The sequence below is a fragment of the Bacillus sp. FSL K6-3458 genome (genome assembly GCF_038005045.1).
Classification (GTDB): domain Bacteria; phylum Bacillota; class Bacilli; order Bacillales; family Bacillaceae; genus Bacillus; species Bacillus altitudinis.
The window spans coordinates 2,214,718-2,237,445 of the sequence record NZ_JBBOSI010000001.1; the positions used below are offsets into that span (position 1 = coordinate 2,214,718).

The 22,728-nt window shown below is 42.6% G+C and carries 19 protein-coding genes; 13 read left to right on the forward strand and 6 right to left on the reverse strand.

All coding sequences use genetic code 11. The annotated features are described in order from the left end of the window. Positions 1–106: 106 nt before the first annotated feature. On the forward strand, positions 107–661 hold the full coding sequence (locus MHH23_RS11840) for a hypothetical protein (RefSeq protein ID WP_017367394.1): 555 nt from the start codon (positions 107–109) through the stop codon (positions 659–661). A 33-nt stretch (positions 662–694) separates the two neighbouring features. Here the strand turns inward: MHH23_RS11840 and MHH23_RS11845 are convergent, their stop codons facing one another. Both MHH23_RS11845 and MHH23_RS11850 read right to left on the reverse strand, forming a co-directional pair. After that, the gene (locus MHH23_RS11845; protein ID WP_138278602.1) at positions 695–1,084 is read right to left on the reverse strand and encodes a tautomerase family protein; all 390 of its coding nucleotides are present in this window, start codon (positions 1,082–1,084) and stop codon (positions 695–697) included. A 121-nt stretch (positions 1,085–1,205) separates the two neighbouring features. Continuing rightward, positions 1,206–1,958 (reverse strand): DeoR/GlpR family DNA-binding transcription regulator, encoded by a 753-nt coding sequence (locus MHH23_RS11850; RefSeq protein ID WP_039167876.1) that lies wholly within the window; start codon positions 1,956–1,958, stop codon positions 1,206–1,208. 90 nt (positions 1,959–2,048) lie between these two features. Here MHH23_RS11850 and MHH23_RS11855 point away from each other — a divergent pair, with 90 nt between their 5' ends. The 10 genes from MHH23_RS11855 to MHH23_RS11900 all read left to right on the forward strand — a co-directional run bounded on the left by MHH23_RS11855 (position 2,049) and on the right by MHH23_RS11900 (position 14,252). After that, positions 2,049–2,936, forward strand: coding sequence for a tyrosine-protein phosphatase (locus MHH23_RS11855; RefSeq protein ID WP_039167874.1), 888 nt, complete (start codon positions 2,049–2,051; stop codon positions 2,934–2,936). A gap of 24 nt (positions 2,937–2,960) precedes the next feature. Next, complete coding sequence (locus MHH23_RS11860) at positions 2,961–4,496, forward strand: glycoside hydrolase family 10 protein (RefSeq protein ID WP_340959545.1); 1,536 nt, start codon at positions 2,961–2,963, stop codon at positions 4,494–4,496. A 159-nt stretch (positions 4,497–4,655) separates the two neighbouring features. Further along, positions 4,656–5,798: an acyl-CoA dehydrogenase family protein gene (locus MHH23_RS11865; RefSeq protein ID WP_039167867.1), complete on the forward strand. Its 1,143-nt coding sequence runs from the start codon at positions 4,656–4,658 to the stop codon at positions 5,796–5,798. Positions 5,799–5,840: 42 nt separating this feature from the next. Further along, positions 5,841–7,478: an AMP-binding protein gene (locus MHH23_RS11870; RefSeq protein WP_340959546.1), complete on the forward strand. Its 1,638-nt coding sequence runs from the start codon at positions 5,841–5,843 to the stop codon at positions 7,476–7,478. Between the two features lie 8 nt (positions 7,479–7,486). Beyond that, the gene (locus MHH23_RS11875) at positions 7,487–8,836 is read left to right on the forward strand and encodes an acetyl-CoA carboxylase biotin carboxylase subunit (protein WP_041507175.1); all 1,350 of its coding nucleotides are present in this window, start codon (positions 7,487–7,489) and stop codon (positions 8,834–8,836) included. Beyond that, positions 8,833–9,048, forward strand: coding sequence for an acetyl-CoA carboxylase biotin carboxyl carrier protein subunit (locus tag MHH23_RS11880; RefSeq protein ID WP_008346646.1), 216 nt, complete (start codon positions 8,833–8,835; stop codon positions 9,046–9,048). Before MHH23_RS11875 ends, MHH23_RS11880 begins: the two co-directional genes overlap by 4 nt. 12 nt (positions 9,049–9,060) lie before the next feature. After that, a complete protein-coding gene (locus MHH23_RS11885) occupies positions 9,061–9,966 on the forward strand; it encodes a hydroxymethylglutaryl-CoA lyase (protein ID WP_268431996.1) in 906 nt (301 codons plus the stop codon). A 15-nt stretch (positions 9,967–9,981) separates the two neighbouring features. Continuing rightward, a complete protein-coding gene (locus MHH23_RS11890) occupies positions 9,982–10,761 on the forward strand; it encodes an enoyl-CoA hydratase (RefSeq protein WP_047947138.1) in 780 nt (259 codons plus the stop codon). An 18-nt stretch (positions 10,762–10,779) separates the two neighbouring features. Next, positions 10,780–12,303 (forward strand): acyl-CoA carboxylase subunit beta, encoded by a 1,524-nt coding sequence (locus MHH23_RS11895; RefSeq protein ID WP_096881496.1) that lies wholly within the window; start codon positions 10,780–10,782, stop codon positions 12,301–12,303. A gap of 14 nt (positions 12,304–12,317) precedes the next feature. Further along, the gene (locus tag MHH23_RS11900) at positions 12,318–14,252 is read left to right on the forward strand and encodes an AMP-binding protein (protein ID WP_096881495.1); all 1,935 of its coding nucleotides are present in this window, start codon (positions 12,318–12,320) and stop codon (positions 14,250–14,252) included. 223 nt (positions 14,253–14,475) lie between these two features. Here the strand turns inward: MHH23_RS11900 and cysI are convergent, their stop codons facing one another. Then, positions 14,476–16,194 (reverse strand): assimilatory sulfite reductase (NADPH) hemoprotein subunit, encoded by a 1,719-nt coding sequence (gene cysI / locus MHH23_RS11905; RefSeq protein WP_039167852.1) that lies wholly within the window; start codon positions 16,192–16,194, stop codon positions 14,476–14,478. Between the two features lie 33 nt (positions 16,195–16,227). Then, positions 16,228–18,039: an assimilatory sulfite reductase (NADPH) flavoprotein subunit gene (locus MHH23_RS11910; RefSeq protein WP_268431997.1), complete on the reverse strand. Its 1,812-nt coding sequence runs from the start codon at positions 18,037–18,039 to the stop codon at positions 16,228–16,230. 159 nt (positions 18,040–18,198) lie between these two features. Here MHH23_RS11910 and MHH23_RS11915 point away from each other — a divergent pair, with 159 nt between their 5' ends. Then, on the forward strand, positions 18,199–18,894 hold the full coding sequence (locus MHH23_RS11915) for a hypothetical protein (protein WP_152668752.1): 696 nt from the start codon (positions 18,199–18,201) through the stop codon (positions 18,892–18,894). 267 nt (positions 18,895–19,161) lie between these two features. Here the strand turns inward: MHH23_RS11915 and MHH23_RS11920 are convergent, their stop codons facing one another. Further along, positions 19,162–20,514, reverse strand: a complete 1,353-nt coding sequence (locus MHH23_RS11920; RefSeq protein WP_340958755.1) for an IS1182 family transposase — start codon at positions 20,512–20,514, stop codon at positions 19,162–19,164. Positions 20,515–20,654: 140 nt separating this feature from the next. Next, a complete protein-coding gene (locus tag MHH23_RS11925) occupies positions 20,655–22,082 on the reverse strand; it encodes an aldehyde dehydrogenase family protein (protein WP_268431976.1) in 1,428 nt (475 codons plus the stop codon). A gap of 212 nt (positions 22,083–22,294) precedes the next feature. Between MHH23_RS11925 and MHH23_RS11930 the strand changes: the two genes are divergently transcribed. Continuing rightward, positions 22,295–22,720, forward strand: a complete 426-nt coding sequence (locus MHH23_RS11930; protein ID WP_024718276.1) for a DMT family transporter — start codon at positions 22,295–22,297, stop codon at positions 22,718–22,720. The last annotated feature ends 8 nt before the right edge of the window (positions 22,721–22,728 follow it).

The window sequence follows — 22,728 nt, forward strand, 5'->3', positions numbered from 1 at the left end:
TTTCTTTTTCCACTATCATACCATCATATGCTCAGGCATATCTTTCTTTTCATGTGTTATGCTAAAATAAAAAACGCATATGAAGTAGATGAAAGGAGATACAGTCATGTCACTGCAAAATCGCTTACAAGATTTATTGAAAGAAGGGCAGGCGCTCACCGACTTTGAATATAACAAAGCCGCAAGTCAAAATTGGCCGCTAGAAGGGGCAAAAATGACAGAAGAAGCACGCTTTGCTGATGTTTATATAGAACGTGTAGACAAGGAATCGGAGGAAATGATTCAAACAGAAAATGCTTCCTTTTTAAATACACCTCTTACATACGTAAAAAAACAACAAAAAGAATTCATTTATATCGAGTCGAAGTGGTTTGATGTGGTGAGAGCCGACGGACTTGCCATAGAATGGGATGAAGTATTTCAGACGTATACCGTGTTATTCGGATTGAAGCGTCCTAAAAAAGATACTGGATTACTAAAAGAGATGCTCTCAACATTAAATGGTGCTCAGCTTCAATTTAATGGACAAGACGGGTTATTTGATATCAACATTCCGCTTCTTGAACTAGAAGACATCAAAGAAGATACGCCTTTAATTGGTGTGATCTCAGCAGTGTACCGTTATTTATTCAACTTGCTCATGCAGCTTGAAAATGAATGAATCAAAAAACGGCTCACACTCCTGAGCCGTTTTTTAGAGCACTCCTCTTATGAATTGAGCCTCACCCATCCCGAAGCTCCAATCGGCGTCTCCATTTTCCACGATGGAGATCATCACATCCGTCTTGGCAATCCCGCATTCTTTTTCTATACGTTCTGCGATTTGTGCATAAAGCTGTTCCTTTTGCTCTTTCGTCCGCTGTTTACTGACAACACTAATGACAACCAGATCCTTTGTTCTCGGATAACCAAGCCCAGTGTCTTCAATGATCATCTCTTCAGGGCGGTGCTGATGAACAATTTGATAGCGATCTCGTTCAGGTACCCCAAAGGCATCAACCATTGCTTCATGGCAAGTGTCCAGCAGTTTTTTTAATTCCTCTTTTGAACGGCCTTCTATCACGTCAAAACGTAACAACGGCATCAGGTCAACCTCCAAACATGTGTTAAATGTACAATCATAATGTAACCAACACTTCGCCGTTTCACTCTTTTGCGCATAAGAAAAAAGCCAAAACATTGGCGCTTGGCTTTTTTGCTCTGGACTAAGGCGTGACAAATTTCACATCATGCTCTTTTCCATATTGAAGGTAATCTTCATTTGGTTGTTCATTCGTCACGACGATGTCTATGTCTTTTAAGTCACAAAACGTGGTTAAGGCATAATGGTCGAACTTACTATCATCGACTAATAAAAAGGTTTTGGCGTTTTTTTCAACGAGCGTTTTTTTAATATCTGTCTCAAGCGGGGAGGAATTCGTGACGCCATGATCAATGGATAAACCAGTTGATGCAATAAATGCTTTATTGACATTGTATGCTTTTAGCCGGTCAACACTTTGATAACCAACGAAAGAATTTGTTTTTCGCTCTAGCATACCGCCGGTTGAAAAGATGGTGAGGTGTTCATAAGGCATAGCCTGTGTAATGAAATCCACGTTATTTGTCACAACGGTAATTCGTTTCTCCTTCAAATAGGGAAGCATCTCCAGTGTCGTTGTACCAGAATCAACAAAAATCATATCACCATGTTCAACAAAAGCAGCGGCAGCCTGTCCGATCAATTGTTTTTTACTCAGCTGACGAGTCTTTCGCTCCTGATACACCACCAATGTTGAGTGATTCACAGCGACGCCGCCGTACACTTTCTTTAGCACGCCGGATTCTACCAATGCTTGTACATCTCGGCGTATGGTGTTTTTTGAGACGCCAAAATGCGTCACAAGCTCATCAAGAGAGGCAGATTCCCGGTCAAATACATACTCTTTTATTTGCTGAATACGTTTTGTTTTTATCATGCTACAATCTCCAATCAATACGAATATGCTGATTCTATTATAACAATAATTCCACGTAAAAGATGTCACTGATCAACATGGGAGAATCGAATGATCTTTTTCTCTTATCTTTTCTCATTTTTCATAAAAGCGTATGATAGAGAAAAGAGGATAGAAAGGATTTTCACTTCTATGAATCAACACAACATACAATTTTCAAAGCTTGCAAATTTTAGAGAAGTAGGGGGACTCCAAACAACGGATCAGATGGTCATCAAACAAGGAATGATTTATCGCTCTGCCGATTTATCACGTCTCACGAAGCAAGACATATTGACGTTCTCAACACTTGGAATTCAAACGATTTGTGACCTGCGTACAAGCTCAGAACGAAAATCACACCCGCCAAAGATCATGGAACATGACAAAATTGTTCATATCCCTATGCAGCCTGACAGCATGATGCCTAGCAAATGGACCATGTTTCGTATGCTGATAGCAGAAGGAAAATCTCTATCCTTTACACCGATCATGAAAGAAGTATATCAAAGCATGCTCTATGAGCGAAAAAAAGAGATTCAGCAATTGTTTACATTACTGTCCGATGAAAAAAATTATCCGCTTATGCTTCACTGTACAAGCGGAAAAGACCGTACAGGCTTTTTATCTGCTCTTATTCAATTAGCAGCGGGTGTACCGGTGCATACCGTTTTAAGTGAATACATGCGTTCCAATGAAGGCGTGAAAATGCTAGTGAAAAGACAAGAACGATTTGTTCGTATGATGAGTTTATATCGGGTGTCAAAAGAACAAATTCAACCCCTGCTCGGTGTGCAGCAAGATTATCTTGAAGATGTACTGAATGAGATGATGGATACATACGGAAGTGCAGAGCGGTATTTAGTAGAAGCCTGCGACGTCCCTAAAGCTCAGCTGCTTAAAGTAAAAAACATCTTGCTTACACCATCTGCTGGCATTCCATCACAAAACGCAGAATAAACTTAATATGAGGTGATGCAAAACATGCTGAAAAAGATCAGTATGACGGTTCTGACACTAGTTTTCATGGGTGTCTTCTTATTGATTCCGTCTAGCAGTCTAGCTCGTTCGATGCCAAAAGGGAAGCTTGAGAGCACAAGAGAGATGCGTGCAGTGTGGGTCGCATCAGTTTATAACTTAGATTGGCCTTCAAAGAAAGGACTGCCCGCAGATGAGCAGAAACAAGAGTTCATTCAACTGTTAGACGATATCAAAGCGATGAATATGAACGCCGTCATCATGCAAATTAAACCAACAGCAGATGCCTTTTATCCATCAAAATTTGGTCCATGGTCTGAATATTTGACTGGTACACAAGGGAAAGACCCTGGATATGACCCGCTTGAATTTATGATAGAAGAAGCACATAAACGCGGCCTTGAATTTCATGCTTGGTTTAACCCTTATCGAATCACCATGAATCATACCGATCTCAACCGGTTATCAGCCGATCATCCTGCAAAAGCACACCCTGAGTGGACCATCGCCTACGGAAATCAGCTGTACTTTAATCCAGGCATTCCTGATGCTCAGGACTTCATTGTTGACGGGATAGAGGAAGTAGTGAAAAACTACGATATTGATGCGGTGCATATGGATGATTATTTTTACCCGAATAAAATCGCTGGTGTGCCATTTCCAGATCAAGAAACGTATGAAACTTACGGGAAGAAGTTCACTCATATAGAAGATTGGCGAAGGGATAATGTGAACGAGCTAGTGAAGCAGATCAATGACACCATTAAGAAAGAAAAACCGTATGTGAAATTTGGCATTAGCCCATTTGGTGTATGGCGCAACATAAAAGATGACCCAACCGGTTCAAACACAACTGCAGGGATGACCAATTATGATGATTTGTATGCTGATACAAGAGAGTGGATACAGCAGCACCATATTGATTATATCACCCCGCAAATTTATTGGAGTATCGGCTTTCAGCCCGCTGCCTATGATGTGCTGACGAAATGGTGGTCAAATGAAGTGAAGGGGCAGCCTGTTCACTTGTACATTGGCCAAGCGACGTATAAAATCAATCAAAACAGTGATCCTGCTTGGTCTGATCCCGAGGAGTATTTTCGCCAGATCGAGCTGAACAGGCAGTCACAGCTCGTACAAGGAAGCATGCATTTTAGTCTGAAAGATATCAATCGGAATCCCTTGAATGTAAAGAAACGATTAATAGAAGAAACCTATAGCAAACCGGCTCTCATACCAGAGATGCCATGGCTTCATCAAAAAGCGCCAAAAAAACCAATCATTCAATCTGTGAAAAAGACAGAGGATGGTGCAGTTTTACAGATACAAAATGATCCGCGCTCTAGTGCATCCTATTATGCAGTCTATCGATTGTCGAATAAAGGGACATACGAATTTGTGCAAACGGTCAGAAAAGAAACAGGTTCCTTCACACAAACGAAAGACATTTTAGCAAATCAAAAGAAGAGCTATACCTATAAAGTGACGGCACTCAATCGCCTTCATCATGAAAGCAAACCTTCTACAAAAACAGTAAAATAACAAAGACAGCATAAATGAGGGGTTTCCTCCGTTTATGCTTTTTTGCTTTCTCTATTTTTCTACTATTTTTATTTTAATTTTCTGAATTCAAGCAAGCTTGGCATGAAGCAGCTATTTCAATAATAAATATGATAGAAAAGCGCCAAAGGGGGAAGCAAAATGGATTTTGAATTAACGAAAGAGCAGCAAATGATCCGTCAGATGGTCAAAGAATTTGCAAAAACAGAAATTGCACCACACGCCCAAACAGTTGATGAACAGGCAGCATTTCCGGTGAACACATTTCAAAAAATGGGGGAGCTCGGTTTTATGGGTATACCCTTTCCAGAGAAATATGGAGGTTCTGGAGGAGATACGATCTCTTATGCACTGGCAGTCGAGGAAATTGGCAAGCAGTGTGCCAGTACAGGTTTAAGTTATGCCGCAGCGGTTTCCTTAGGCGCAAGTCCACTTTATTACTTCGGCACGGAGGAGCAAAAGATGGACCATCTTGTTCCATTAGCCTCTGGAACAGCGCTTGGCTCCTTCGGATTAACAGAACCAAACGCCGGATCAGATGCAAAAGGAACAAAAACAAAAGCCATTAAAGACGGACAAGAATATGTCATCAGTGGGGAAAAGTGCTGGATCACCAATGCCAATTATGCCAGAACGATTATTGTCACCGCTGTGACAGATCATGATGAAAACGGACGTCCGATCATCTCCGCCTTTATTGTGGAGAAAGGGCAAAAGGGACTTTCAATTACAAATCCATATGACAAAATGGGGGTTCGCGGTTCAGATACGGCTGAAATCATTTTAGACGAAGTGCGTGTACCAGCGCATCATATATTGGGAGACAAATCGAAAGGATTCAAGCAATTTTTATATACATTGGACGGCGGACGAATTTCCATTGCAGCCTTATCTGTCGGAATTGCACAAGCTGCACTTGATGCTTCACTTTCCTATGCAAAAGAAAGAAAGCAATTTGGAAAGACGCTCTCATCCTTCCAGGCCATTCAGTTTAAGCTGGCGGATATGGCGATGCAAATAGAGCTTGCAAGACAAATGGTCTGGAAAGCCGCTTGGCTGAAAGATCAAGGCAAACCATTTACAAAAGAAGCGGCCTATGCCAAACTGTTTGCTTCAGAAATGGCCACAAAAGCAAGTCTTGATGCTGTCCAAATTCATGGCGGAACAGGCTATATGAAAGAATGCGGTGTTGAACGGCTTGTGAGAGATGCCAAGCTCATGGAAATCGGAGAAGGGACCTCTGAAATTCAGCGGCTCGTGATCGCAAGACAGTTGTTAGCGTAATACCTTAATGAAAACGCTTACTACACATAAGGGAGGAAAGCAATGATGTCGATTCACCCGCAAACGATTGGCTCCCTATTAAGAGAAAAAAAAGAACAGCACCCAGCACATGAAGCCATTGTTTACCCAGAACGTTCTTTACGTTATTCGTACGAAGCGTTTTATCAAGAGGTCAAGGAAACAGGAAAAGGTCTCATGGCATTAGGGGTTCAAAAGGGAGATCACATCGCCATTATGGCACCAAATATACCTGAATGGCTCATTCTTCAATTTGCCTGCGCCTCCATTGGTGCTGTTCTTGTCACTGTGAATACCAATTTTCAATCACAGGAACTCGCCTATTTACTCAAGCATTCTGACAGCAAAATGTTGTTTATTGTAGACGGCTTTAAAGAAACGTCCTATGTCAACATGCTTGAAGAGCTGATTCCAGAACTTCAAACCGCTCATCAAGAGGAGATCATTTCCACACAATTTCCTTATTTAAAAAGATGTATCTATATCGGTCAGCATGTACCAAACGGTATGCTCAGCTGGGATCGTCTTCAAGTGGCAGCCAAAAGAACCGAAGATCATGAATGGGAGAAGCGAATGAATGAGCTCACGCCTGATGACGTTATTAATATGCAGTACACTTCAGGCACAACCGGCTATCCAAAAGGCGTCATGCTCAGCCACACAAACATCGTCTGTAATGCGAGTCAGATCGCAGATTGTATGAAATTAACAGAGCAGGACCGTATGTGTATCCCAGTGCCGTTTTTTCATTGCTTCGGCTCTGTTCTTGGTGTACTTGCTTGTCTCACAAAAGGGGGAACGATCATTCCACTTGAATCATTCCATCCAGAACGAGTCCTTCAAACAGTAGAAAAAGAAAAATGCACCGTTCTTCACGGTGTACCAACCATGTTCATCGCAGAGCTCGATCATCCAAATTTCCACTCTTATGACCTGTCCACATTACGAACGGGGATTATGGCCGGTTCACTCTGCCCATCCCACGTCATGAAAGCAGTCATTGAAAAAATGGGACTGAGAGAGCTCACGATTGCCTATGGTCAAACCGAAAGTTCACCCGTCATTACCCAAACAAGAACCGATGATTCGTTTGAAAGACGCGTTCAAACGGTCGGACGTGCGCTTCCTCAAATTGAAGTCAAAATTGCTTTACCAGGGACATCAGAAGAAGTGCCAAGAGGACAGCAAGGAGAGCTTTGTACAAGAGGCTATCATGTCATGAAGGGCTATTATAAAAACGAAGAAGCAACTAATGAAGTCATTGATGAGGACGGATGGCTTCACACAGGGGATTTAGCTGAGATGGATCATGACGGTTATGTGAAAATCACAGGCCGGCTCAAAGATATGATCATCAGAGGCGGAGAGAATGTGTACCCAAAAGAGATTGAGGATGTCTTATACACTCACCCTGCCATTCTTGACGCACAGGTCGTTGGTATTCCTGACGAGACATACGGCGAGGAAGCAGCCGCATTCATTCGGCTGAAACAAGGGAAGTCGGTCTCAATTGAGACATTAACGAGCTATTGTCAGTCGCAAATGGCACGCTACAAAATCCCGAAATACTTTTTCATTACAGATGAGTACCCAATGACCGCCTCAGGCAAAATTCAGAAATTCCGCTTGAAAAAGCAGGCGCTTGATCTAATAAAGGAGTGAAGGCAGCGATGTTTGAACAAGTATTGATCGCCAATCGAGGCGAAATTGCCCGTAGAGTAATCCGGACATGTAAACGGCTCGGAATCAAAACCGTTGCCGTTTATTCAGAGGCTGATCAGCATGCACTTCATGTGCAAGAAGCAGACAGCGCCTATTATATCGGCGGCGCTAAAGTTTCTGAAAGCTATTTAAACATGGAAGCGATCATTAAGGTTGCCAAACAAACAAATGCTGATGCTATCCACCCAGGGTATGGTCTTTTATCAGAAAATGCGGCATTTGCTGAACGCTGCCGGAGTGAAGGCATTGCCTTTATTGGACCATCTGCACAAGTCATTCAGCAGATGGGAAATAAAATTGAAGCGAGAAAAACGATGGAACAAGCGGGCATCCCAATCGTTCCTGGTGTTTCAGCCCCACTCCATGATGCAGACGAAGGTGTTCATAAAGCACAGACACTCGGCTATCCCATTATGCTAAAAGCATCGAGCGGTGGCGGCGGGATTGGTATGCAGCTCGTCCGCAACGACGAAGAACTGCATCGAGCGTTTGAAGGAAATCAAAAAAGAGCACAAAGTTTCTTTCAAGACGGTACTTTATACATGGAAAAGGTGATTGAACACGCACGGCACATCGAAATTCAAGTTCTTTTTGATTCGTTCGGTCACGGCGTTCACTTATTTGAAAGAGATTGTTCACTCCAAAGAAGACATCAGAAAATTGTTGAAGAGGCACCAGCCGTCTGTCTTGAAGAAACGGTGAGACAGCAAATGGGACAGATGGCCGTCAAAGCTGCCAAAGCAATTGGGTATGAAAATGCGGGCACGATTGAATGTTTAGTCGATCAAAACCAGCAATTTTATTTCTTAGAAATGAATACGAGATTGCAAGTAGAACACCCTGTCACAGAAGAAATTACCGGGATTGACCTTGTCGAGGAGCAGCTAAAAATTGCCGCATTAGAGCCCCTGTCCTTCAGCCAAGAGGATATTCATCAAATTGGGCACGCGATTGAAGTTAGAATATACGCTGAAGACCCTGTGACATTTTACCCTTCGCCAGGCACGATCACTCGGCTTTCTACACCTGATGCCCCATATATCCGTCATGAGTCAAGCGTCACGAGCGGAAGTGTCATTACCCCATTTTACGATCCAATGATTGCGAAAATGATTGTGTACGGTGATACTCGAAAACTCGCCATAGAACGATTAAAAGCAGCATTACAAGCATATGAAATAGAAGGGATCAAAACCAATGTACCGCTTTTAAAGGAAATGGCCGAATCAACTGCCTTTTTACATGGCCGCATCACAACCGATTATCTGATGAAAAAAAGGGAGGAAAACCGTTCATGAAAACTGTCACGATACAAATGGCCGGAAACTTATGGAAGCTTCTTGTGAAACAGGGTGATGATGTGCAAAAAGGACAGGAAGTCGCCATCTTAGAATCGATGAAAATGGAGATTCCCATTGTTGCAGAAGAAGCAGGTGTAATCAGTAAAGTGTATAAGGCGGAGGGGGACTTTGTTGACGAGGGAGAGGTACTTTTAGAGCTGACAGAATAGGGGGAAAGCCGCATGGCATTACCAAAAAACGTGCTCATTAGAGAGGTCGGCCCGCGCGATGGACTACAAAATGAATCCGTTTGGCTGGACACAATGGAGAAGCGAACATGGATCCATTTACTCGAAGAAGCCCATCTTCCTTATATTGAAGTCACCTCATTTGTTCATCCGAAATGGGTTCCAGCCTTAAAAGACGCCAAAGAATTAGCCCAATCATTCAACAAAAAAGAGGATATCACCTATGCCGCACTCATCCCAAATGAAAAGGGGTTAGCTCATTTTTTTGAAGCAAACCTTGAGCTAGGGGCTATGTTTATCTCATCGAGTGAGACACATAACAAAAAGAATATGAATCGATCTATACAGGAAACACTGCCTGTGATCAAACAAATGACAGCCGATTTAAAAGCAGAAGGACGGCAAACGCGGGCCTATATTTCAACCGTGTTTGGATGTCCTTATGAAAAACAAGTGCCGATGAACCAAGTGCTGCGATTAACGGAACAGCTGCTGTCCTTCGGGATTGATGAAATATCACTTGGGGATACCATTGGGGAAGCCCATCCGCTGCAAGTAGAAAGACGGTTAGACCTTTTACTTGAACGCTTTCCTGCTGATAAAATCGCACTTCATTTTCATGATACGAAAGGAATGGGGCTTGCCAATATTTATACAGCATTAAAAGCCGGCATCACCATATTTGATGCCTCTAGCGGAGGGCTTGGCGGCTGTCCTTATGCACCTGGCTCCAGCGGAAACGTGGCGACAGAAGACGTGGTGCACATGCTTCACAAACTCGGGATCGAAACAAATGTCGACCTCCCTTGCTTGATTAAAGCGGCTGAATGGATTGAAACAAAAGTGGATCGAACCCTGCCAAGTCACTGTTTACGCGCTTTTCAGTCTCACACTACTTGATAAAGGGTGAATCACATGACTTCATTGATCAATTTTTCAATACAAGATCACATTGGCATCATGACCTTAAACAGACCAGCGCAAGCCAATGCTCTCTCCGCTGCTATGCTAGAGGAAATCAACCAAACGATTCAAGAAATCAAACATGATGCAAACATCCGCTGTTTGCTCATGACAGGAGCTGGCGCTAAAGTTTTTTGCGCAGGAGCAGACTTAAAAGAAAGGCGATTGATGACAGAACAAGAAGCCAAAGAAGCCGTTCTGACCATTCAGCAAACCTTTACAGACATTGAATCTTTGCCTGTTCCTGTCATTGCCGTGATAAACGGACACGCACTTGGCGGAGGTCTTGAGCTCGCGCTCGCCTGTGATCTCCGCATCGCAAGAGCGGGTGCAGCGCTCGGCCTGCCGGAAACAGGACTAGCTATCCTGCCGGGAGCAGGGGGCACACAAAGACTTTCGCGCCTGATCGGACCCGGGAAAGCGAAAGAAATGATCTTCACAGGCACTTCTTTACGAGCAGAAGAAGCCGTTCAAATTGGGCTGATTGAACGTATCTCTACAGCCGATTCACTGATGAATGATGCCATCACACTCGCAAAACAAATCACCAAAAATGGACCGATCGCTTTAAAAGAAGCAAAACAAGCCATTCAATCCAGCCTTGATCACGATTTACAAACAGGTCTGACGAAAGAATACGAAGCTTATCTGCGGCTTATTCATACAGAAGATCGACTAGAAGGTCTCAAGGCTTTTCAAGAAAAACGAACGCCTTATTACAGAGGGAAATAGCAAGAAAGGGGAATGTTTATGATCGAAGAATATAAATTAAAAAAACAACGAATTGAAAAGGGCGGGGCAGAACGCTACCATCAAAAAAACAAAGAAAAAGGAAAATTATTTGTCCGTGATCGCCTCCATTTGTTATTAGATGAGGATTCTTTCATTGAAGATGCCATGTTTGCAGAGTGCAAAGATGAACATTTACCAGCAGATGGTGTCGTCACCGGAACCGGGCGTATGAATGGGCAGGCTGTTTGTGTCATGGCAAACGACTCTACGGTTAAAGCAGGATCGTGGGGCGTCAAAACAGTAGAAAAAATCATTCGAATTCAAGAAACGGCCGAGAAGCTCAATTGTCCGATGCTGTATCTAGTCGATTCTGCGGGTGCAAGAATCACCGATCAGATCGCAATGTTCCCAGGCAGAAGAGGAGCAGGGCGCATTTTTTATAACCAAGTCAAGCTGTCGGGGCGCATTCCTCAAATTTGTTTACTATTCGGTCCTTCTGCAGCCGGTGGTGCGTATATCCCTGCTTTTTGTGACATTGTCGTCATGGTCGAAGGAAATGCCTCTATGTATTTAGGCTCGCCGCGAATGGCTGAAATGGTGATCGGTGAAAAAGTATCACTTGAGGAAATGGGCGGTGCGAAAATGCATTGTAGCATTTCTGGATGCGGAGATATATTAGCCAAAACAGAGGAAGAGGCTATTCAAATTGCACGTGATTATTTAACCTATATGCCTGCCAACTATACAGAAAAACCAAAAACGACAGTAGCAAAAGCACCTAAACCATCTGAAACCACCATCCAAGACTTAATCCCTAAAGGCCAGAATACCCCATTTGATATGTATCAACTCATCGATTTACTGATTGATGAAGGGTCATTTTTTGAAATCAAAAAGCTGTTTGCCGCAGAGTTAATTACCGGCTTTGGCAGAATGAACGGTCAGCCTATCGGTCTCATTGCCAATCAGCCAAGGGTCAAAGGCGGCGTATTATTCCACGACTCAGCTGATAAAGCCGCCAAGTTTATTCAGCTCTGTGATGCCTTTCATATCCCGCTGCTCTTTCTTGCGGACATACCAGGATTTATGATTGGAACAAAAGTGGAACAAGCCGGCATTATTCGTCATGGGGCAAAAATGATCTCCGCTATGTCAGAAGCGACCGTTCCGAAAATATCCGTCATCGTCCGTAAAGCATACGGAGCAGGACTATATGCAATGGCAGGCCCTGCTTTTGAGCCAGACTGCTGTCTCGCTCTTCCATCGGCGCAAATCGCTGTGATGGGTCCAGAAGCCGCTGTAAATGCCGTCTATGCAAATAAAATTGCAGAACTCCCGCCCGAAGAGAGGGCTTCATTTATACAAGAGAAACGGAAGGAATACCAGGAAGATATGAATATCTATGAGCTTGCCTCTGAAATGATTGTCGATGGCGTCATCCCATTTGACCGTCTCAGATCGGAACTTTGTCATAGATTAGTAGCCTATTCATCGAAAGACATGACATTTACGAAACGAAAACATCCGGTCTATCCGGTCTAAAGGGGGCAGACCTCATGATCAACCAGAAACCAGAATGGATACCGGAAGAAAAGCAGAGCCAAAAAACACGTTTGCATCAGTGGATGAAATCTCTTGGTTTTTCTACGTATGACTCATTCTATCAAGCCAGTATTGCACGCACAGACTGGTTTTGGAGAGAAGCGGAAAAGGCGGTCGGCATTCAGTGGAAAAAACCATATGAAGCGGCATTAGGTCACTACTCATTGATGTGGCCGAAATGGTATCAGGGCGGCACACTAAACATCACCGAAACGGCTGTGGACAAATGGGCAGAAAAAGAAGAGACGAGGCATCAGCCCGCCATCATTTGGAGCAATGAAGCCGGTGAAGAAAAGAGATGTTCATTTCTCGAACTTCAAGAGAAAGTGAGCCGTCTTGCAGCTGGCTTTTTGAAAGAAGGGCTTCAAAAAGGGGATGTAGCCATCATCTATATGCCAATGCTTCCAGAAACGGTCGCCGTCATGCTTGCCTTTGCAAAGATTGGTGTTATTTTCAGCCCAGTCTTCTCAGGCTATGGAAGCGAGCCACTCGCTGTACGCATTCGTGCGTCAGGCGCATCCATTGTCGTCACAGCGAATGAAATGATGCGGCGAGGGAAAACGATCAACATGCGGGAATGTGTGGCGGATGCCATCAATAAAACCACAACTGTGCAAAAAGTGATTGTGCACACTTCCTCTCATACCGGATATCAGGACGATGTCCTGCTGAATGATTTGTTAAAAGAACAGCCGTTCACCGGCGCGACCTATGTCACAAATGAAGACCCGCTGATGATCTTGTATACGTCAGGCACAACCGGCACACCAAAGGGAGCCGTTCATACACACGCAGGCTTTCCGATAAAGGCAGCTTTTGATGCCGGGCTATGTATGGATGTGGCAAAAGGAGACCGGCTGTTTTGGCTGACTGATATGGGCTGGATGATGGGGCCATTCCTCGTCTTTGGCGGCTTGATCAATGGAGCTGCCATCGTTTTATATGACGGCGCTCCCGATTATCCAGTTGAGCAGCAGCTCTGGTCATTCATCCACGAGAAGAAAGTCACTCATTTTGGACTTTCCCCTACATTTGTTCGTTCTGCGATGCAGCAAACGATTGATGGGGTCGAACTATCGCATGTCAAAGCCATTATTTCTACAGGGGAACCATGGAATGAAGCTCCGTGGCAATGGTTATTTCACACCATTGGTCAAAAGAACATTCCAATCTTAAATTATTCAGGAGGAACCGAGGTTTCTGGTGGCATTGTAGGCAGTACGTTGCTTCGTCCCATCAAACCGATTCTCTTTAATGCGGCGATCTTAGGAATGGCGGCAGATGTATACAATGAAGCTGGGCAAAGCGTGGTGAATGAAGTGGGGGAGCTTGTGGTGAAAAAGCCATGGGTCGGCATGACATGTGGTTTTTGGAACGAACCGGAGCGTTATGAAGATACGTATTTCAAACGATTTGATGGTGTATGGACACACGGAGATTGGGTCATGCAAACAGAGGACGGAGAATTCCACATCACCGGCAGATCGGATGATGTCATTAATACAGCAGGGAAACGCATCGGGCCAGCTGAAATTGAATCCATCCTTACCTGGCATCCTGCCGTGCATGAAGCCGCTGTGATCGGGGTAAAGGATGAGGTGAAAGGGGAGGCGCTCGTCTGTTTCATCGTAACCAGTCCGCATGCTTTTGAAGAAGCAGCCCTTATCCAAGAGCTTTCAGCCCATGTTGGTTCACATGCTGGAAAAGCGCTTACACCAAAAGAAGTTCATCTCATTTCAGCTTTGCCGAAAACAAGGAATGGAAAAATCGTACGACGTTTACTTAAAGAGGCGTATGAAAAGCAGCCTTTACCCGATCTATCTTCATTAGACAATCCAGATGTATATAAGAGTCTGACCGAATACTTGAATAAGAAACAGAAAAAATAAAAAAGACAGGATGGTTCCTGTCTCAGCGTGTAGACAAACCCTCGCATTCGGTGTCAGTCCTGCGCTTCGGTGCTCACGAATGTCAAATTCGCTCCGCGCCGATGCTCGTCCTTCCTAGGGCTGCAAAGGTTTTCTATCACGCTGAAAAGAAGACAAAGGGCTAAAATCAAGTTCATTTTAGCCCTTTGTCAACAATCTGAGACAGGATGGCTCCTGTCTCTTTTTATTGCACATGAAAATTCGTTCCATCTGTTGTCTCTTTCACAATCCCTGCCCGAATGACAAAATCGCCGAAATGTTCATTTTCTTCTCGTTCTTTTGCGTAGCGGGGGAGAATAGAGCCAAGTTCTTTTAGAATGTCTTCCTCACCCACATTTTCACGGTATAATTTACTTAATCTGCTGCCATCAAATGCGGCACCAAGATACATATTATATTTACCAGGTGATTTTCCGATAAATCCAATCTCTCCAAGCGCATGACGAGCACAGCCATTTGGACAACCAGTCATTCGAATGGTGATTTCTTTATCACTTAATCCGTTTTCTTCAACGATGTCTTCGATTTTATCAATCAATCGTGGAAGGTAGCGCTCTGCTTCAGCCATCGCTAAACCACAAGTTGGCAAAGATACACAAGCCATTGAGCTGCGGCGCAGGGCAGAATGCTGCTGGCCGTCTGATAAACCAAACTTCTGAATGAGCTGTTCGATTTGTTTCTTTTTATGAGTTGTCACATTCCCAATGATTAAATTCTGATTGGCTGTTAAACGGAAGTCACCTGTATGAACCTTGGCGATTTCGCGGATGCCTGTCATCAGCGGATAATCATCATAATCTGTGATGCGTCCGCCTTCTACAAACATCGTATAATGCCATCTGCCATTAATGCCTTTTACCCAGCCATAACGGTCACCGTTATGATCAAAGTGATAATCCTTTGCCTCTAAAAGAGTAAACCCAAGACGGCGCTCAAGCTCTTCTTTTACATTCTCAAGACCAAGGCGATCCACCGTATATTTAAAGCGGGCATTTTTTCGCACGGAACGGTTTCCGTAGTCACGCTGAATGGTGATGACTTGTTTGGCAATTTCTACGACCTGTTCAGGTGTACAAAAGCCGATGACCTTTGCAAGCTGCGGATAAGTCGCTGTATCACCATGCGTCATACCCATTCCGCCGCCAATTGCGACATTAAAACCGACCAGTTGATCGTTTTCGATAATGGCAATGAAGCCTAGATCCTGCGAAAAAACATCAATGTCATTAGCAGGAGGGACCGCCACACCAATTTTGAATTTCCTTGGCAAATAAAGCGGACCATACATCGGTTCAACTTCCGTATCTGGCGTTGCCGCAACCTTTTCCTCATCAAGCCAAATTTCGTGATAAGCTCTTGTTTGCGGGAGCAGGTCATCACTTAATTTTTTCGCCAGCTCGTATACATCATGGTGCACTTCTGATTGATAGGGGTTTGATGTACACATGACATTCCGGTTCACGTCGCCGCAAGCAGCAATTGTATCAAGCATAGTAGAATGAATGTCTTGAATGGTTTTTTTCATATTCCATTTTAAAATACCGTGAAGCTGAAAGGTTTCACGAGTCGTCAGCTTTAACGTACCGTTTCCGTATTTGTGAGCAAGCTCATCCATCACAAGCCACTGCTTAGATGTGGCGATTCCGCCAGGCAGACGGACACGCAGCATAAATTGATAGGCAGGCTCAAGCTTTTGTTTTTGTCGTTCATTTCTCAGATCACGATCATCTTGTAAGTAGCTGCCGTGATGCTTCATCAGACGGTTGTCATCATCCGGAATTCCCGCTGAAATCGGATCAAGCATCACTTCTTTTAACGTACCCCGTAAATAATCACTTTTTTCTTTGATTTCCTCTACGTCGCTCGGAGGTCCATCCGGCGCTGTTAATGCTGTCTTCACCATGTAAGTAAAAGCTCCTTTCTTTCAAGCATCAAATCAATAAACGTCACGCTGATAGCGTTTTTGCTGCTGTAAGTTGGCAAGATAGCTTTCTGCTTTTTCTTTGCTCATCGCACCTTCTTCTTGAATAATGGATAGAAGGGTATTGTGAACATCATGCGCCATATGCTTTTCATCTCCGCAAATATACACGTAAGCACCTTGCTCAAGCCATTCATATAATTCTTTGCTTTGTTTCTTCATTTGGTGCTGGACATACACTTTTTCCTCAGTATCTCTTGAAAAAGCCACGTCCATTTTCGTTAAGACGCCATCCTTTAACCACTTTTGCCATTCTGTTTGGTATAAGAAATCCGTCACAAAATGCTGATCACCGAAGAATAACCAAGACTTTCCGTTTGCACCCAGTTCCTCACGTTCCTGCATAAATGAACGGAAAGGGGCGATGCCTGTGCCTGGTCCTACCATAATGATCGGTGCATCTGGATCTTGAGGAAGCTTAAAGTTTTGGTTGTGCTGAATATAAACAGGTAACGTATCACCTGGCTGCAGGCGCTCTGCACATAAAATCGAACAGACACCTTGGCGTTCTCTGCCGTGCGCATCATATCTGACAGCCCCTATCGTCAAATGAACCTCTTCGTCATTTGCTTTGAGACTGCTTGCAATGGAATAAAGGCGTGCAGGGATTTTTCTTAAAATGGACGTGAAGTCTGCGGCGGTTCCTTCAAAAGGACCGAAATCACGAGCCGCATCTACTAAGTCCCGGCCTGCGATATATTCTTTCAGTTTTTCTTCGTTTCCTTCTTCTAAAAGGGCATGCAAGGATTCGCTTTTTGTCAGTTCAGCGATCTTTTGAAGAAGTGGTTTTGTTAAAACCGTGATCTCAAAATGCGAGGTGAGTGCTTCTTTTAAAGGAAGAGTGTCTCCATTTTTATGAACGGTGACGGATTCTTCTGCATTCCACCCGCATGTTTGAATCAGTTCGTCGACAAGCGCAGGATCATTTGTCGGATAAATGCCAAGGCTGTCACCTGGCTCATACACGAGGCCTGATCCTTCAAGAGAAAGCTCTAAGTGACGTGTTTCTTTATTAGATCCACGCCCATTTAAGTTGATATTTTCAAGAACTTCAGCATAAAAAGGATTCGTTCTTGAATATTCAGAAACGGCTTGATTGTTTGCTCCCGCTGTTTCTTGCGGAAGTGATACAGCTTCACCTTCACTCAAAGAAGAGGCAACACCTTGTAGCCATTCTGAAAACGGCTCATCATAATCAAGGTCGCAGTCCACTCGGTCAAAAAGACGTGTACCGCCAAGTTCTTCGAAGCGTTCATCAAATTCTTTTCCTGTCTGACAGAAGAATTCGTATGAACTGTCACCTAATGAAAGGACAGAAAAGCTTAAATGATCGAGCTTTGGCGCACGTCTGCCGTGAACATATTCATGGAACGAAAGGGCATTATCCGGCGGATCTCCTTCGCCATGTGTGCTGACAATGACCAGTAAATTGTTTATTTTTTTCAGATTATTCGGTTTAAAATCGGACATAGAAGAGAGCGTCACTTGAAAGCCTTTCTCTTCAAGATGCTGGGCTGTCTTTTTTGCTAACCCTTCGGAATTGCCTGTTTGCGACCCATAAAGCACGGTCACATCTTTGCTCACAGGCTGGGCAGATGCTGCGGCAGAAGGCGCCGGAGTGACAGCTTCTGAGCCGGCAAGCGCTGCCTGCGCTGATAAATAACCAGTAAGCCAAATTTTTTGCTGATCTGTTAAAGTCGGAAGCAGCTGATTGAGTAACTCTGCCTGCTCCTGGCTAAACGGACTGTTCAATACATGAAGTTGCAACAATATCCACCTCACAAGGAATATAAACATAGATTAATTCGATAGGAATTATATATATAGGTTCAATTTGAACTTTACCGAAAGTTTGCCATTAAGTAAAATATATAATATTGATTGTCATGATTAAGATTTCTAATAGCTGTGCAAGGTGAAATGAACATGTTTAGTCAAGGAGGTAATATGAGTATTATTAGAGATTTAGAAGATCCAAAAGTTAAGTTTAAGTTAGCAAAGAATGTGTCAATCCATAGAAAGGAATTAGAAAAATTAAATCTGAGTCAAATTTCTGATTTACGAATTTATGCGAAAGATAAATACGAAAGAGCTGCCAATTTTTCTACAAAAGCTTCAATTATTACAATAACAATTGTGCCAATATTTTTATTTTTGAATTCTTACTTTAATTCATATTTTAACTTTGGATTAAATTTTATTTCTAGAAAATACAATTCTAACGATCCGAAATTACTTGATAGCTCACATGAGCAGCAGAATGATTTTGATAAACTTTCATTCAGTATATTTGATACTTATTTATATTTTGCTTCAAGTATTTTAATAATTGTTTTTATCGTTCTTCTCATTAGAAGATTTGATGTTTCCAAAACAAATAAACTTTTCAATTTAATTGATGAAATATATGTAATGAAATTAAAACGAGAGGAAAAATTCCAAGAGGATTATAGACAATTGCAAAAGATAAGAGCTGTGAATTGGAAAGTAATCTCTTTTGGTTATTATTCTGATCGTTTAGAGATTTTGATGAAATCTCCAAATTTAAAAGAAGCTGAATTTTTTATGTTCTATGAATTAGACCATATTAAAGAAGTTGAAGTAATTTTGGGAATTAGTTAAAAATTAAATTCTCGATTATTCATCAAATAATACTCTTCTTATTGATAAGTATTATCATGATCTAATCATTATGGATAAGAATAAATAGGAGAGTATGAGATGTTCTTAAAATTCGAACTGGGTTCTTATTGTTAAATAAAGAAAGGAGAAAAACCTTAAGGTTTTTCTCCTTTCAGATTGTAGAGAAACTCATGTTTTTCTACAATCTTTTTTATTTTCATCGTAATGATGATGGATGAGATTGAATGAAAAAGGCCTCCCACACACCTAACCTAGCTTCGCTAGATGTGTGGCAATCTTCTTCATGTTCTGACAGGCAGCTGTGAGAAGCACTTGCTCACTCACATTTTGTTTTCCCCTCAACCGGCAGTAGCGAAGCCCGTGCAGTTGTTTTGAATCTGCAAAGCTTCGCTCTATTTTTTCTTTTCTTTTTTTATATAGCTCTTTTCCAGAGACAGATAGACGATTTTGTCTGATCCTTTCTTTATGTTCTTCCCATATGTGTCTTGAGATGACTTTTTGATGATTTTTCGACCTTGTGCATCTTTCAAGGAAAGGACACGATGTACATTTTTTAGGATCTGATTTGTAGAACCTATAACCTTTTCGATCAGTTGTTGTATATAATAGCTTCTCACCATTTGGGCATATGTAATGATCATGTTCAGAGTCATACTTGAATTTCCACTTCTCAAATAAACCTCTTGTTGGATGAAAGCGTCTATGTGCGATGACACCAAAAATACGGCGATCTGATAAACCTTTACAGATTGGGGTTGTCAAATAACCAGAATCAAGGGCAACAGCTTCTACTTGAAAACCAAATCGTGCGATTTGGTGATCCAACCGATCAAGATACGGAACAGAATCATGGACATTACCGGGCGTGATGTGGGCATCCGTGATGATATTGTACTTCATATCCGTTGTACGGTGGTCTAGGTAGAAAAAGCCTTCTGGCTTGTTTTCACGATAAAGATAGCCACTTTCAGGATCAGTCGTACTTTGACGAATGTCTTTTTCCGTTTTCACCTCCTCTTTTACCTTTAAGGGCTTTTTTCCGTGTGCCACCCGATCTTCTTGGATCGCTTCTTCTAAATCATTTATATAGTTCTGGGTATCCTGCTCAATCGTTTTTCTCATATATTTATGTTTATTGGCATTGGCTTTAAGATGAGTGGAGTCAGTAAAAAGAACGCGGCCTCCTACCATATCATGATTGATAGCTTGAAGCACGATCTCGTCGAAAATGTCTTGAAAAATCGTTGTATCTTTGAATCGAGTACGACGATTCCAGCTAATGGTCGAGTGATGAGGAACGGGGTCATTGATGTTCAAACCTAAAAACCATCTATACGCCATGTTATAGTAAATTTCTTTTTCAAGTTGTCTTTCAGAACGGATACCATACAGGTATCCGATGAACATCATTTTGAACAAAATGAGTGGATCGAGAGAAGGACGACCTTTATTCTCACTATAATATGGTTTTACTTTGTCTATGATAAATGAAAAATCAATGTATTGATCAATTTTACGAAGTAGGTGATCCTCTTCGACCAGTTGATCTAGTAATACAAATTCGGCTTCGTGCTGAGAAGAATTTCTAGTGTGGAACATGAGAAAAACACCTTCCTTTAGTATGCTTTTCTCTATTATAAAATGGGGTAGTGGAAAATTTAAGGGGAAAAATAAAGCTGTCGAGATTTTCTCGACAGCCTGAAAGGAGAAAAACCTTAAGGTTTTTCTCCTTTCTTAAATTACGCCGTTGGAAGTCCCATCACAGCTTTCACTTCTAAATATTCCTCGATACCGAAGTCTCCCCATTCTCTTCCGATACCAGACTGCTTAAAGCCTCCAAATGGGGCAAAGTAATCTGTTTCTGCATTGTTAATGGTGATTTGACCGGCACGAATATGTTCAGCGACATATTTTAATGTTTTTTCATCTTGACCAACAACATACCCGGCAAGACCATACACTGTATCGTTGGCAATCTCAAGGGCATGATCGAGGTCTTGATACGTGATCACACTCATGACTGGCCCAAAGATTTCTTCTTGCGCAATGGTCATATCATTTTTCACATTGGTGAAAATGGTATGCTTGGCGAAATATCCTTTATCGATTCCGTCTGGCTTTCCAGTTCCCCCAGCAAGAAGGGTAGCACCTTCTTCGATTCCTTTTTCAATATAAGATTGCACCGTATCCCACTGTTTTTTAGAAACAAGCGGGCCAGTAGCGTGATCTTCTCTCGGATCACCAACTGTAAACTTCGGCAGGGCGTTCAGCAGCGCCTTTTCAAACTTGTCTTTCATTGATTCTGGAATTAGCACACGTGTAGCTGCAGAACACACTTGACCTGTATTCATCGCAATATGATGAATGGCTGTTTCTGCTGCTTCGTCCAGATCTGCATCGTCTAAGACGATAAGAGGGGATTTTCCGCCAAGCTCAAGTGCTACTTTCTTCACATTATCCGCTGCGTTTTCCATAATTTTAGAGCCGACGGCACCTGATCCTGTAAATGAAACGAAGTCAATATCAGGATGTGAGCTAATGCCGTCACCAATCACGTCACCCGTTCCGTTTACTAAGTTGAAGACTCCTTTCGGTACACCTGCTTCATCAATAATGTCTGCAAGAATCATCGCAGCAAAAGGGGTAATTTCCGCTGGTTTTAAGACAACTGTTGAGCCTGCCGCAATGGCACCCGCAATTTTAAGAGATGTCTGATTCGTCGGGAAGTTCCACGGTGTAATCAATCCACTGACACCAATCGCCTCTTTTATAATCGTATGTCCACCGCGGTCTTCGGTAAATGTATAAGATTTCAGTGCTTCCGCTGCTTTAGAAAAATGTTCATAACCCATTTTGTAATGAACTTCTTCGGACACTTTCAGCGGTGCACCAAGCTCTTTTGTCATCACTTCTACAAGTTCATCCTTGCGTTTTTCGTACCCACGCACAATGTTTTCCAGCATTTCTACTCGTTCATTTCGAGATGTTTTTGAGAAAGAAGGGAAGGCAGCTCGAGCTGCTTTGACAGCTTGATCTAAATCTTCTTTCGTTCCTAAACTAATGGTGCCAATGACTTCCTCTGTCGCAGGGTTAATGACCTCCGTCGTTTCGTTTCCTGTTGATGCGACCCATTCTCCATTAATAAAGTGTTTCTCTTGATTTCTCATTCTGACATGTCTCCTTTTTATATGTGATTCAATCCAATATTCTGTTTTCAGCTCATATAAAACTGTACCCACTGTGAAAAATCTAAAACGGAGAAACTGCATGAGAAAAAGTTTCTGATATAATACGCAAAGTGGGACATATGTCCTTTTCAACATGAGGGCATCTATCATTTAATGGAACTAGACTGAAAAAAGAAGGAGCTTTTGAACGAATGAAAGGTGTTATTTTTGCATTATTAGGAGGCGCTTGTATTACACTGCAAGGCGTAGCCAACGCCAGAATTAGTCAAGATATCGGGACGTGGCAGGCGGCAACGATCACGCAGCTGACAGGGTTTATCATCTCTCTCGTCATTTTACTCATCGCACGGGATGGCCACTTTAAGGAATACAAAAAAGTGCAGCCTCTTTATTTAATTGGAGGTGCATTTGCAGCCATTATTATTTTTAATGAGGTCACTGCCATTCAAATCATTGGTGTGACACTCACCATCGCTGCTTTACTTATCGCACAGCTTGCGTTTACCTTTGCCATCGATGCAAAAGGATGGTTTGGTGTTCAGAAGAAAAAAATGAAATGGCCCCATTATGCAGGCATCTTTTTAATGATTGCAGGCGTCATCATCTTAAAACTATAAAGGAGGGC

Excerpts from the sequence above, each read along its gene's own strand:
- MHH23_RS11855 (WP_039167874.1), top strand. The coding sequence starts at position 2,049 with ATGATCTTTTTCTCTTATCTTTTCTCATTTTTCATAAAAGCGTATGAT.
- MHH23_RS11920 (WP_340958755.1), bottom strand. The coding sequence starts at position 20,514 with ATGTTCCACACTAGAAATTCTTCTCAGCACGAAGCCGAATTTGTATTA.
- MHH23_RS11865 (WP_039167867.1), top strand. The coding sequence starts at position 4,656 with ATGGATTTTGAATTAACGAAAGAGCAGCAAATGATCCGTCAGATGGTC.
- MHH23_RS11885 (WP_268431996.1), top strand. The coding sequence starts at position 9,061 with ATGGCATTACCAAAAAACGTGCTCATTAGAGAGGTCGGCCCGCGCGAT.
- MHH23_RS11870 (WP_340959546.1), top strand. The coding sequence starts at position 5,841 with ATGATGTCGATTCACCCGCAAACGATTGGCTCCCTATTAAGAGAAAAA.
- MHH23_RS11925 (WP_268431976.1), bottom strand. The coding sequence starts at position 22,082 with ATGAGAAATCAAGAGAAACACTTTATTAATGGAGAATGGGTCGCATCA.
- MHH23_RS11930 (WP_024718276.1), top strand. The coding sequence starts at position 22,295 with ATGAAAGGTGTTATTTTTGCATTATTAGGAGGCGCTTGTATTACACTG.
- cysI (WP_039167852.1), bottom strand. The coding sequence starts at position 16,194 with ATGGTGAAGACAGCATTAACAGCGCCGGATGGACCTCCGAGCGACGTA.
- MHH23_RS11840 (WP_017367394.1), top strand. The coding sequence starts at position 107 with ATGTCACTGCAAAATCGCTTACAAGATTTATTGAAAGAAGGGCAGGCG.
- MHH23_RS11850 (WP_039167876.1), bottom strand. The coding sequence starts at position 1,958 with ATGATAAAAACAAAACGTATTCAGCAAATAAAAGAGTATGTATTTGAC.
- MHH23_RS11880 (WP_008346646.1), top strand. The coding sequence starts at position 8,833 with ATGAAAACTGTCACGATACAAATGGCCGGAAACTTATGGAAGCTTCTT.
- MHH23_RS11860 (WP_340959545.1), top strand. The coding sequence starts at position 2,961 with ATGCTGAAAAAGATCAGTATGACGGTTCTGACACTAGTTTTCATGGGT.
- MHH23_RS11890 (WP_047947138.1), top strand. The coding sequence starts at position 9,982 with ATGACTTCATTGATCAATTTTTCAATACAAGATCACATTGGCATCATG.
- MHH23_RS11900 (WP_096881495.1), top strand. The coding sequence starts at position 12,318 with ATGATCAACCAGAAACCAGAATGGATACCGGAAGAAAAGCAGAGCCAA.
- MHH23_RS11915 (WP_152668752.1), top strand. The coding sequence starts at position 18,199 with ATGTTTAGTCAAGGAGGTAATATGAGTATTATTAGAGATTTAGAAGAT.
- MHH23_RS11875 (WP_041507175.1), top strand. The coding sequence starts at position 7,487 with ATGTTTGAACAAGTATTGATCGCCAATCGAGGCGAAATTGCCCGTAGA.
- MHH23_RS11845 (WP_138278602.1), bottom strand. The coding sequence starts at position 1,084 with ATGCCGTTGTTACGTTTTGACGTGATAGAAGGCCGTTCAAAAGAGGAA.
- MHH23_RS11895 (WP_096881496.1), top strand. The coding sequence starts at position 10,780 with ATGATCGAAGAATATAAATTAAAAAAACAACGAATTGAAAAGGGCGGG.